Here is a 12,844-nt window from a genome sequence, read left to right on the forward strand (position 1 = left end):
CGTTTTACCTCCTTAATGGTAAATAGTTTATTTTTAATTTGTTTTTAGCTGAAGAAATCGATTGATCCGTCTTTTAAAGTTACGATCGCTTTTCTTCTTTTGTTTGTGTAGCCACTGTGACGGCCAACACGTTTTTTCTTAGCTTTATAATTCATTACGTTCACTTTATCAACTTTTACATCAAAGATATCTTCGATAGCAATTTTGATTTGAGTTTTATTTGCACGAGTATCTACATCAAAAGTGTATTTATCTTGTGCCATTTGTTCAGATGAACGTTCAGTGATTACGGGGCGCTTAATAATATCGCGATTTTCCATTAACCAAGCACCTCCTCTACTTTTTCAACTGCACCTTTTGTCATTACTACTTGATTAGCATGAACGATATCTAAAACGTTTAAGCCAGTTGCAGTAATAACAGTTACGCCTGGGATGTTACGAGCAGATAATGCTACGTTTACATCTTCAGCTTCAACAATGAATAATACTTTTCTTGGTAGTTCTAAAGTAGTAGTCATGTTTTTGAAATCTTTTGTTTTAGGAGCATCAAATGTTAATGATTCTAAAACTGTAAATGCATTTTCTTTCACTTTAGCTGATAACGCTGAACGTAAAGCTAAGCGACGCATTTTTTTAGGCATTTTGTATGAATAACTTCTAGGTGTTGGACCGAATACAATACCACCACCACGCCATTGCGGAGCACGGATAGTACCTTGACGTGCACGACCAGTACCTTTTTGCTTCCAAGGTTTACGTCCGCCACCGCGTACTGCTGAACGGTTTTTAACTGCGTGAGTACCTTGACGCATAGAAGCTCTTTGTAAGTTAATTGCTTCGAATAATACATGTTGATTAGGTTCGATTCCGAATACACTTTCGTTTAATTCGATTGAACCAGCTTTTGTTCCATCTACTTTTAATACATCATAATTTGCCATTATGTTTGTTTCCTCCTTTCGTGGTTACTTATTTATTACCTTTAATTGAAGTTTGAATTTTCACTAAACCTTTTTTAGGTCCTGGTACATTACCTTTTACTAAGATAACGTTCGCTTCAGCGTCTACTTTAACGATTTCTAAGTTTTGCATTGTAACAGTATTACCACCCATACGGCCTGGTAATGCTTTACCTTTAAATACTTTAGAAGCGTCAGATGCCATACCCATTGAACCTGGGCGTCTGTGGTAACGAGAACCGTGACTCATAGGTCCACGTGATTGACCGTGACGTTTAATAGCCCCTTGGAAACCTTTACCTTTAGAAACTCCTGTTACGTCAACGATGTCACCAATTTGGAACGCGTCCACAGTGACTTCTTGACCTACTTCGTATTCAGAAGCATCTACGTTTCTGAATTCACGAATGAAGCGCTTAGGTGCTGTACCTGCTTTTTTAGCATGGCCTTCAGCTGGTTTCGTCGCAAATTTGTTTGATTTACGTGTTGCTTTGTAAGCTTGTTTGTCTTCAAAACCGATTTGAATTGATGAATAACCATCAACTTCTTCAGTTTTCTTTTGTAATACTACGTTTTGTGCTGCTTCTACTACTGTTACTGGAATTAATTCACCGTTTTCAGCGAATACTTGTGTCATTCCAATTTTTCTTCCTAAGATTCCTTTGGTCATCGAAAGTCGCACCTCCTACTTTTTAAATTATAATTTGATTTCGATGTCTACACCAGATGGTAAGTTTAAGCCCATAAGAGCATCAACTGTTTTCGGTGTTGGGTTAACAATGTCGATTAAACGTTTGTGTGTGCGTTGTTCAAACTGTTCACGAGAATCTTTGTACTTATGAACGGCACGGATAATTGTATAAACTGTTCTTTCCGTTGGTAATGGAATTGGTCCTGATACTTCTGCACCTGAACGTTTTGCAGTTTCTACTATTTTCTCAGCTGATTGATCGATCACACGGTGATCATACGCTTTCAAACGAATACGAATTTTTTGTTTTGCCATAATTTTACCTCCTCTTATAACGTCTATTTTGGTTTGATAGACTTCTCCACGAAAATTGTCAAACACATCGCCATGGCAAAGCGGCCGGGTGTGTCAGTAACCTCTCGCTTCATCGCTTTTTAAAGTCCAACAGTAGATATAATACACGAATTCTTTTCATTAATCAATACTTTTAAAGATATTTATTAATATATTTTTAAGATAACCTATATCTTTATTAATTTTATGTAAATATTGTTTAACAGTGTGTAGTTATATTTTCTATAGAAGAAACTCTAAAAATGTCTAACTGAGCGTTTTTGCATAGGATTTGATTATACCATGTTATAATGTATATACAAAGAAAAAGTTTCATATGTTACTTTTAAATTATTTGGAGGTTGTAGATATGAAAAGTCCAATTCGTATTATATTGTTAATTCTCGCCTTTATTATGTTGTTTTCTGAGGGCTTTATGGGATTACCATTTTTAGGTGGTAGTTATATCCTATCTCTCGGTTGGGCGCCATTAGGTAGTAATATTACGATGTACATTATTATGCTATTAATCACTGTGTTAGACAGATCTAATGAAGCTAGATCTTCATTAAGTACTATTGCAATGATTGGTATTATTGCAAATGCGGTTGCATTTATCCCTGTCGTTGGGATGTTTATGCATTGGTTAATGTTTTTCTTAATGCTTGTTTATATCGGTATAGTATTAAATACGCGTGAATATCGTGGTAATACAACTCATTATGAGAGACATCGTGCTGGTGAAACAGTGAGAGAGTACAGAAAATAAAAAAATTGCGGATTCTAAATTTAGAATCCGCAATTTTTTTATTTCGTTGATGGTGTTTGAACGACAAAAGTGAAATATAATATGAATATTATCGCCATACCATACATAATTGGATGAATTTCTTTCTTTCTTCCAGACATTATCATCGTAATCGGATAGAAAATAAATCCACATGCAATACCTGTAGCAATTGAATATGTTAAAGGCATCATAATAATTGTTAAGAAAGATGGTACTGCTACCTCAAATTTCTCCCAGTCTATTCTCTTTAAGTTTGAAACCATTAGTACCCCGACGATTACAAGTGCTGGCGCTGTAACTGCTGAAGTTACTACAGCCATTAAAGGTGAGAAGAATAATGCCAAAGCGAAACAAATAGCAGTAACTACACTTGCAAAGCCTGTACGCGCGCCAACTGCTACACCGGCTGATGACTCAATGTAAGACGTGGTAGTAGATGTACCAAAAATTGCACCCGTTATTGTTGCAAGTGAATCTGCAAATAACGCTCTTCCTGCACGAGGTAATTTATTATCTTTTACTAAGCCTGCTTGATTTGCAACAGCAACCAATGTACCTGCTGTATCAAAGAAATCAATAAATAAAAACGTTAATACAACTATTAAGAAATGAATATTAAAAATTTGTTCAGGCTGACCAAATGCTTCAAATGCTTTACCAAAAGTAGGTTCAACACTTGGTACTGATCCGATAATTTGTTTTGGAGCATCAATTAAACCAAATATAACACCTGCTAAAGCAGTAATAACCATTCCAATAAAAATACTTCCAGGTACCTTTTTCGCCATTAGAATGACAGTTAATAAAATACCTCCAACTGCTAATAATACATGTGAATCATGAATATTGCCTAACGAGACAAGTGTTGCTGGATTATCGACAACAATACCCGCTCCTTTTAAACCGACAAAAGTAATAAATAAGCCAATACCTGCTGAAACTGCCATTTTTAGTTCGAATGGAATAGCATTAATAATTGTTTCACGCAATCCCGTCATTGTAAGAAGTGCGAAGAATAGTCCTGAACATAAAACACCTGCAAGACCTGTTTGCCATGGAATGTTATATTGTAAAACCACTGTGAATGCGAAGAACGCATTCAACCCCATTCCAGGTGCTAAAGCGATTGGATAATTTGCAATCAATCCCATGAATAAACAACCGACAATCGAAGCTAAAATAGTTGCTACGAAAACTGCGCCAGAATCCATACGCATGCTATCCGGTATACCTTTAACATCAGCTAATGATAACATTGCCGGATTTACTGCGAGTATATAGGCCATTGACAAGAACGTTGTTAGACCACCAAGAATCTCTTTCTTATAGTTTGTGTCTAACTCATCAAACTTAAAATAATTTCTCATTGTGCACTTCCTTTATTAATTTTTATACTTGTATAGTCTAATCTCAATGTTCGGAAAAATCAACATAATTTTAATTTATTTGATTGGAATGTTCGTTTATATCCATATTCTAGGGGAGTTTTGAGTAATTAATTTTTACTACCAGTCATTTCATATCAAATCTTTACGATACTTTACGGTGCGTTAATATTCAGTTGAAATTGGTTTTGTATGAATTAAGTATACTTTTTCAATTTGGAGAATTATCATGCTAAAACCACCAAAAATGATGTTGTTAGAAGACGCATTGAACAAAAAGATTGGAAGCGTATCGGTATAGTGAGGATTATTATTATACTTTGAATGATAAATAAAGTGGCACGAAAATCCTAAAAAGCGTGCCACTCCACTTCACAAAAAAAGCACCTCAACTGAGATGCGCTCCTAATGCTATCTTACAATAATCCAATCCACTTCCAGTAAGTCGCACTAAATAATAGAATCAACAGGTAACCAATAATTGTTAGTGGGATACCTGCTTTCAAGAAATCTTTTACTGTAAATGTGCCTGTACCATATGCCAACATATTTTGTGGTGCAGATACAGGTAATAAGAATCCGAAACTGATAACGAATTGTTGTATTAATACAAATCCTATTGCATTGTCTTTTAATCCAAGTGTCGCTGTTAATGCGATAAATACTGGAATTAATGCACTTGCTAAACTTGTCGCACTTGCAAATCCTAAATGAATCAAGATATTAAACAAAGTAATTAATGCGATTGTTGCAAGTAATGGCATATTTTCTAATCCCATTAAACCAAATGTCTTATCACTTAACCATTGCGCTGCTGTTGTTTGAAGTAATAAGTTCCCTAACGAGATACCAATTGCGAATACGATAATCGTACCCCAAGGAATTAATTTCTCAACATCTTTCCAACTAAACACACCAATTTTAGGTGTTAACATGATTGCTAAGGCTACTAAAGTAATAGAAGATGAATCGATTGGATGTAATTTTGCCTCTGTAGCCCAGAAGAATAATAATGCAACTGAGATAGCGATTAAACGCCACTCCCTTGCTGTTACTGGCCCAAGTTCATCCAATTGTTTCTTAATTAATTCTTTACCACCAGCGATTTCCTTTGTTTCAGGTTTAATTACGGTAATCATTATAAAGTAAAGTGCAATAGACATTAAAATTGACCAAGGTGCTGCATACATAAACCATTGTCCCCAAGAAATATCTTGGTTAAATTGTTTATTAATGAAACCCATTGCAACCATGTTTTGCGCTGCTCCAGTTTTTATCCCTACGTTCCAAATCGATACTGCTTGTACTGCAGTGATAACGAGCAAGGCTGCAAGGCGTGATTCCTTTTTTGCACCAAATGCTGTGACCATTCCTAATAAGATTGGTACAACTGCACCAGCTCTTGCTGTAGCAGATGGTACAAAGAACGCTAATATAATTGATACGACGATTGATCCAGCAACTACAGCATTCGTTTTATTACCAACTACTGATAATACAAGTAACGCAAGACGTTTGTGAAGATTTGTAACTTGCATCGCTGTTGCTAAGAACAACGCCGCTGCAACTAATGCAACAGCTGAACTTGAGAATCCACTAAATGCAATTTTTAATGCATTTTGTGTACCAAATAATGCATCTTCAGCTAAAGGTTTTCCTGCTGCCATAGGATTACCCATAGATTCTCCAAGTTTTTGAATCGGGCTAAATCCGACAAGCATAATAATCAATGCCACAATCATCGTACTAGAGACTGGATAGCTAACTGCTTCTGTAACCCACATGATTACAGCAAACGCTAAAATCGCAAGTGCCATCTTTGCCATAATTGGCAAATCATTTGGCGTTGGGAGTAATACAATTGCAATTAAGACGATAAAACTCAAAATAATCCAATAAGGTTTCAAATTTAATTTCTGCTTAACTTCTTCCATTGGTGTTACCTCCCTTATATTTATTCGATTCTATTGTACCAATAAATTGTGAAAACGGTAACACTCTTTACAATAAAGTTACTAAAGATTTAAATTTTTTAAAGCATCTGCAAATGGATTGTTGATTGGCTCTTCTTCTTTTTTCATATATTTTTTCATTTCATTTTTCGAAACTTTACCAGTCTTGCGTGATTTAAAGCGTTTATCCATTTGTTCCTGAGTCTCTCTGAATCCGCATTTACAGCTATACATCGCTTTTGGCCCCTTGCCATGTAACACTAATTTCTTCTTACATTCTGGACAGCGCGCATTTGTTTGACGTTGAACATTCTTCTTCGTTCCACACGTTGGATCCTGACATACAAGCATCTTACCATTACGTGTCTTTTTTTCTAGCATGAATTTACCGCATGTTGGACATTCTGTTGTTGTCATATTATCATGTTTAAACTTATCTTCACTCGATTTAATTTCATTAATGATCTCTTTCGTGAACACACGCATTTCATTAATGAATTTATTTTTATCGTACTTATTCTTCTCAATTAAGGTTAATTTGTGTTCCCAGTCTGCCGTTAACTCTGGTGACTTCAAAGCTGTTGGTGCGAGTTCTAATAATTGACGCCCTTTATTTGTCACTTTTATATTGCCATTAAAGTTCTCGATTGCATTTAAGTTATATAATTTTTCGATAATATCAGCACGTGTTGCAACAGTTCCAATTCCACCTGCAGATTTTAATGTTGTTTCAGCAGATTTATCAATATCAAATATACTACTTGGATTCTCCATCGCTTTTAATAAACTACCTTCATTTAAGTAAGATGGGGGTTCTGTCTCATGTGTTGTCTTATTAACTTTCACATTTTCTACTACTGCATCCTTTTTAAATACATGATGTTTCGTTGCATTTCCTTCTGAAGATAATGCTTTAAATCCAGGGCTAACCGTTTGTTCTTGTTTTACTATAAATGATGCCTTTCCCATCTTGACAGTAACCTTTTGTTCTGCATATACATAAGGAGGCATTAGATTACTTAAATAGCGTTCAGCAATCATCATATAAATGTTACGTTCACGTGAACTTAAACTCTCTAAATTCACACGTACTTCAGTAGGTACGATTGCATGATGATCACTCACCTTTGAATCATTAATAAAATGACTACTTGATTTTATCGGATACTTCAATAATTCAACAACTTGTGCACGGTAATCCGTTGTAGCAAGTGAAGCTACTCTATCTTTTAATGTACTCACCATATCCGTCGTTAAATAATTCGAATCTGTACGAGGATAAGTTACAAGCTTATGAGACTCATACAAATTCTGCATCGTACTTAACGTTTCCTTCGCAGAGTACTTAAATCTACGATATGCATCTTGTTGTAATGATGTTAAATCATATAATTTTCCTGGGAAACGTTTCTTCTCATTTGAAACTACCTCACTAATAACCGCCTTCTCACCCTTCAAGTCCTCAATTAACTGATCGACTATCTTTTCATCAAAAATTCGATTGGGAGACTGCCAATTAAATGTTACACCGTCCATAACAATGTTCAAACCATAATATTTTCTCGGTATAAATTGATTGATTGCATCTTGTCTTATTTTCACCATTTGTAATGTTGGTGTTTGTACTCGTCCTGTAGAAAGCTGCGCATCGTATTTCGTCGTTAATGCTCGTGTTGCATTTATACCGACAATCCAGTCCGCTTCACTACGCGCCATTGCTGCCTGGTACAAACCATTATATGCACTACCTGGCTTTAACTTCTTAAACCCTTCACGAATCGCACCATCTGTCACGGATGAAATCCAAAGTCGCTTGACAGACTTATTCCCTTTGCATTTCTCTAAAATTAATCGTGCAACAAGCTCCCCTTCCCGACCAGCATCTGTTGCAATAATAACTTCATTAACATCTTGGCGTTCGATCTGTGCTTTTACGACATTAAATTGCTTACGTGTCTTACCAATCACAACAGACTTCATACGTTCAGGTAATATCGGCAAATCTTTCATATCCCACGCTTTATACTTACTATCATATTGTTCTGGATCTGCATTGGTCACTAAGTGGCCTAATGCCCATGTAACAATATATTGATTATTTTCCATATAGCCATTTCTCTTTTGGTTACAATTCAGTACACGTGCGATATCACGTGCAACTGATGGTTTTTCAGCTAGTACTACTGATTTCATATTATCCGTCCTATTCTCAATTGATTTATTAAATTATAACAGATTTCATAGAAACACTTACTTTTATAACATTTACAATTGTTATTTACTCACTGCTCCGTTATGCTTAAACTAACTAAGGAGGCGATGATATGAAAACTCTTCATTTCCCAGAAAAGGTTCATTATTTAGTGTGCTCTGACTTTGATGAAACGTATTTCGCACATGATTTAAGCAATCAAGATGATGTACAAGCGCTGGACCAATTTCTCGCGGATAACTCAGCTTCAAAGGGTATCTTATTCGGTATCATTTCAGCAAGTACGAAAGAAATGATTGAATCTTGTCTTGAGATTGGACATAATACGCACTATCCACACTTCATTTCTACGAACTCAGGTACAGAAATATATTATGTTAAAGCCGGTAAGCTTGTATTAGACGAAGATTACCACAATAAGTTTCAACAACTTAATTTCGATAAATCAGTTATTCTCGATATTGAGCAACAATTAAAAGAACAAAATATCGATTTAATTACACAAACACCATTTGAAAATGCACCTTTTTCACGTAACTACTATTACAAAGGATTAGGTAACATCGACACGTACAATATCGAAACAATTAAATCGCTAGGTAAAACACATCATTTTATCGTCAATGTTAGTAAATGTAACCCACTGATTGGTGATCCAGAAGGACATTATGATGTCGATTTTTATCCTTCAATTGCTGGGAAACACGCAGTAGTGAAATACCTATCACAAAAATTCAATATTCACCCGGACCACACATTTGCATTCGGCGATAGCGGAAATGATTTATTAATGTTGAATAATGTAAAACACGGGTATTTAGTAAGTAATGCAACACCTGAAGCAAAATCACGATATTCTCAACAAACAGATACCCCTTACAACAAAGGTATTTTAGAAACCTTAACACGTTATTTCGAGGAGTGAAAGACTTGCAAATCTCACATATGAATGACATTACATCATTAGCTGAATTCTTATATCAACTCAATCAGGACAGTAAACACCACGTTGGTTACATCCGACTTACAAAACAAAGCATTATCGACCAACTGAATAATATTGATCCAAAAGATATGCTACAAATCACTGACAATGACCAGATAATCGCCGCATTCGGCATCGAACACATTAATGATACAGAAGCATTCATTCTTGGGCCCATCACAACAAAAACAGATGATGAAACACTCGATATGATTCAAGTCATGTGGCAAGACTTCTTACGTAGTCATCCAACGACGACAACGTATTACTTCAGTTTCCATGAAGATCATCGATTTGGACAAGCCGTCATGAAGAATCTACGTACGCAATATCTTGGCACTACATATACAATGGAAACAAAAGAAAATAAAACAACCGACATCAAACCACAAATCATTAAGTATAAGTCGATATACAAGAAAAGCTTCTCACATCTCATGAAAGATTTACACACGGATTATAAAACGAGGCGTGATAAAATTCTTGCAACCATTGGTAACACACATGAACTTTATCTTTATTTAAATGAAGGTTTAGTGAAAGCTTATATTTGGATTCAAATTAATGATGATGATGTGTGTAATATTGAATATTTAGCAACACACCCACAATACCGTAACAAAGGTATTGGACATGAGCTAGTTTCGTTTGCTGTGAATCATGCGTTCAATAAGCATCATGCTGAACGTGTCCAAATCTCAGTAAAAAGTAAACGTGAAAAGAATATCGAATTCTATGAAGCGATTGGATTTACAAAAATAAATGAAATGAATCATTTTAAATATACCGTAGAGTAAATAGAAACACGCAAAGAATAGCATTTCTTTGTGTGTTTTTATTTTAAATAATATTAATGAGTTTTAGTAAAAATATTTCAGGGTAAAACATAGGCATCATAGTATTTTAGAAGGACTGATGTTATGGATTTACTAATTGCACTACTCCCAGCACTATTATGGGGTAGTGTTGTACTTATCAACGTAAAAGTTGGCGGTTCACCTTATGAACAAATTATGGGTACCGTCTTGGGTGCTTTTATTATTGGTACAATAACGTATTTTGTTGTACAACCAGAATTAAATTTAAAAATCTTAGCTGTCGGAATTGTATCTGGTGCATTTTGGGCACTAGGTCAAGGGAATCAATTAAAAAGTGTTGATTTAATCGGTGTCTCAAGAACTATGCCCATATCAACAGGTTTACAACTTGTTAGTACTACATTAATCGCAGTGATGTTCTTCAGTGAATGGACTACGACGAAAGCTGTTATTCTCGGGATTTCAGCACTTGTATTACTTGTTGTCGGTGTTATTTTAACATCTTTAAAAGGTGAAGATGATGCAAGTGGTGATAAAAACTATAAAAAAGCCATTCCTATATTACTGATTTCAACAATCGGCTATGTTACATATGTGGTCATCGGTCGATTCTTCGGTGTCGAAGGATGGGACGCATTATTCCCACAAGCAATTGGTATGGTAATTGGCGGATTGCTTTTAAGTTTCAAACACCAACCGAAAAAGAAGAATATCGTTAAAAATATTATCCCTGGTGTAGTTTGGGCCCTGGGTAATATGGCACTATTCTATTCTCAACCGAAAGTTGGGGTCGCAACAAGCTTTTCATTCTCACAAATGTTAGTTGTTGTCTCAACATTAGGTGGTATCTTCTTACTTAAAGAAAAGAAAACGAAGAAGCAGTATATCGGTATTGCAATTGGCATTGTTCTCATTATTTCTGCAGCATTCTTATTAGGATTAGCAAAACAATAAAAATATTGGAGGCGTTTATATGTATCAAGATTTAAAAGACAAAGTCGTCGTGATTACAGGTGCATCTAGTGGTATCGGTAAGGCCATGGCAGAAGCTTTCGGCTCAGAACAAAGTAAAGTTGTGATTAACTATAAATCTAGTCAAGAAGAAGCTGAGAAAGTAGCACAAAACGTTAAAGATAATGGTGGCGATGCAATTACTGTTCAAGGTGATGTATCTAACGAAGGAGATGTCGTGAATATCGTTCAAACTGCAATCGATACATTCGGTGGTGTAGATATTATGATCAACAATGCTGGTTATGAAAAAGCTACACCCTCTGTTGAAATGTCAGCCGAAGAATTCAATAATGTGATGCACATTAACTTAACTGGTGCTTTTGTTGGTAGTAGAGAAGCCGTCAAACATTTTATTGATACTGGAAAAAAAGGCAACATCATCAATATCTCAAGCGTACACGACATCATTCCATGGCCGAATTATGTCAATTACGCTTCAAGTAAAGGCGGTATGAAATTAATGATGGAAACGATGAGCATGGAATATGCACCAAAAGGCATTCGTATTAATAACATCTCTCCTGGTGCAATCGTTACAGAACACACTAAAGATAAGTTTAGTAATAAAGAAACACGCGAAGAAACTGAGCGAATGATACCAATGGGTATTATAGGTGAACCACATCAAGTTGCAACTGTCGCAACATTTTTAGCCAGTGAAAATGCAAGTTATATTACCGGAGAAACGATTTATGTTGATGGTGGTATGACAAAATACCCATCTTTTATGGGTGGCAAAGGTTAAACAAAAAGTCCTGAAACAATTATTAATTGTATCAGGACTTTTAATTTTTATAGCATAATCAACTGAAATACATACAATATTATTATTGAAATTACTATCGTGATATTGGTCACCATACTAATTAATGGAATTGTCTTGTATTTAAACTCTATAGCATAAGGAATAATCGCCACTCCAATCGGTAATAACCACCCTATCAATAAAGTCATTCTAAACATTTCATTCAACGGTAGTAATATATAACATAATCCACCTACAATTGCCCCGAATCCATAATGGAAAGTTAAATATTTCAAAGCGATGGGCAAGTAATATTTATCAATCTTAAAGTTTAAAAACACTCCGAGTAATATCATAGATAACGGCAGATTGGCTTTAGAAATAATGCTAAAAAAGTCTAGCATTGGCTCAGGTAACTTAAAATGAATGAGATTAAAAACCAACATAATCACATACGTCATTAATGGTACTGTTTTCAGCATACTCATCACTAAGTATCTTGCATCAAATGTATCTCCACCTTCACTAAAATAGCTTCCGACAAAGTAGGTTACTCCAAACATCATAATAGAACCGCCAATATCAAACATACCAAAGTACAATAACCCTTTCGCACCAAACATCTGTTCAACCAATGGATATGCAAATAATCCAATATTAAAAGCAGATGCCATCATGCCTACAGAACCTCTTATTTGATTGTTATACTTTATAAAGAACAAAATTGCTAAAATTTTAGCAATTATTGCATATCCAATCATAATGATTGGTAACATAATCAGTGATGGATCAATTTCTACACCACTTAATGTAACAATCACAAGTGACGGTAGCGTCACATTCATCACGAGTACTGCAAGTACACTACCATCTTCTTCTTTTAAATAGTTTAATTTTTTTAATAAATAACCTAACAATATCAAAGCTATAATCATAATGAAGCTTTGTGTCATAATTA

The 12,844-nt window shown here is 35.2% G+C and carries 13 protein-coding genes; 5 read left to right on the top strand and 8 right to left on the bottom strand.

From position 1 onward, the window contains the following. Positions 1-44: 44 nt before the first annotated feature. The 4 genes from rplW to rpsJ are packed head-to-tail and all read right to left on the bottom strand — an operon-like array spanning position 45 to position 1,967. Positions 45-320, bottom strand: a complete 276-nt coding sequence (gene rplW / locus ACMGE9_RS05285; protein WP_096077500.1) for a 50S ribosomal protein L23 — start codon at positions 318-320, stop codon at positions 45-47. Then, positions 320-943: a 50S ribosomal protein L4 gene (gene rplD / locus ACMGE9_RS05290; protein WP_133423691.1), complete on the bottom strand. Its 624-nt coding sequence runs from the start codon at positions 941-943 to the stop codon at positions 320-322. Before rplD ends, rplW begins: the two co-directional genes overlap by 1 nt. A 28-nt stretch (positions 944-971) precedes the next feature. After that, entirely contained in the window at positions 972-1,631 is a 660-nt protein-coding gene (gene rplC / locus ACMGE9_RS05295) for a 50S ribosomal protein L3 (protein ID WP_414044197.1), read from the bottom strand. A gap of 27 nt (positions 1,632-1,658) precedes the next feature. Further along, entirely contained in the window at positions 1,659-1,967 is a 309-nt protein-coding gene (rpsJ, locus tag ACMGE9_RS05300; protein WP_133443057.1) for a 30S ribosomal protein S10, read from the bottom strand. A gap of 388 nt (positions 1,968-2,355) precedes the next feature. On the opposite strand from rpsJ, the gene ACMGE9_RS05305 reads away from it, so the two are divergent. Further along, positions 2,356-2,754, top strand: coding sequence for a hypothetical protein (locus tag ACMGE9_RS05305; protein ID WP_414044198.1), 399 nt, complete (start codon positions 2,356-2,358; stop codon positions 2,752-2,754). A gap of 38 nt (positions 2,755-2,792) precedes the next feature. Here ACMGE9_RS05305 and ACMGE9_RS05310 read toward each other — a convergent pair whose 3' ends face one another. The 3 genes from ACMGE9_RS05310 to ACMGE9_RS05320 form a co-directional block, all read right to left on the bottom strand. Continuing rightward, positions 2,793-4,142, bottom strand: a complete 1,350-nt coding sequence (locus ACMGE9_RS05310) for an NCS2 family permease (RefSeq protein WP_414044199.1) — start codon at positions 4,140-4,142, stop codon at positions 2,793-2,795. Between the two features lie 434 nt (positions 4,143-4,576). Next, complete coding sequence (locus ACMGE9_RS05315; protein ID WP_414044200.1) at positions 4,577-6,094, bottom strand: SLC13 family permease; 1,518 nt, start codon at positions 6,092-6,094, stop codon at positions 4,577-4,579. Between the two features lie 81 nt (positions 6,095-6,175). Next, entirely contained in the window at positions 6,176-8,305 is a 2,130-nt protein-coding gene (locus ACMGE9_RS05320) for a DNA topoisomerase III (RefSeq protein WP_414044201.1), read from the bottom strand. A 131-nt stretch (positions 8,306-8,436) separates the two neighbouring features. Between ACMGE9_RS05320 and ACMGE9_RS05325 the strand changes: the two genes are divergently transcribed. The 4 genes from ACMGE9_RS05325 to ACMGE9_RS05340 all read left to right on the top strand — a co-directional run bounded on the left by ACMGE9_RS05325 (position 8,437) and on the right by ACMGE9_RS05340 (position 11,886). After that, positions 8,437-9,249 (top strand): HAD-IIB family hydrolase, encoded by an 813-nt coding sequence (locus ACMGE9_RS05325; RefSeq protein WP_414044202.1) that lies wholly within the window; start codon positions 8,437-8,439, stop codon positions 9,247-9,249. A gap of 5 nt (positions 9,250-9,254) precedes the next feature. Continuing rightward, positions 9,255-10,106, top strand: a complete 852-nt coding sequence (locus tag ACMGE9_RS05330) for a GNAT family N-acetyltransferase (RefSeq protein WP_414044203.1) — start codon at positions 9,255-9,257, stop codon at positions 10,104-10,106. A gap of 123 nt (positions 10,107-10,229) precedes the next feature. Beyond that, a complete protein-coding gene (locus tag ACMGE9_RS05335) occupies positions 10,230-11,081 on the top strand; it encodes a GRP family sugar transporter (RefSeq protein WP_414044204.1) in 852 nt (283 codons plus the stop codon). A gap of 19 nt (positions 11,082-11,100) precedes the next feature. Continuing rightward, positions 11,101-11,886 carry a glucose 1-dehydrogenase gene (locus tag ACMGE9_RS05340; protein ID WP_414044205.1) on the top strand — a complete coding sequence of 262 codons (786 nt, stop codon included), beginning with the start codon at positions 11,101-11,103 and terminating at the stop codon, positions 11,884-11,886. Positions 11,887-11,933: 47 nt separating this feature from the next. Here ACMGE9_RS05340 and ACMGE9_RS05345 read toward each other — a convergent pair whose 3' ends face one another. Further along, a complete protein-coding gene (locus tag ACMGE9_RS05345) occupies positions 11,934-12,839 on the bottom strand; it encodes an AEC family transporter (protein ID WP_414044206.1) in 906 nt (301 codons plus the stop codon). Positions 12,840-12,844: the final 5 nt, after the last annotated feature.

This window comes from Macrococcus animalis (assembly GCF_047425875.1).
Lineage (GTDB): Bacteria > Bacillota > Bacilli > Staphylococcales > Staphylococcaceae > Macrococcoides > Macrococcoides animalis.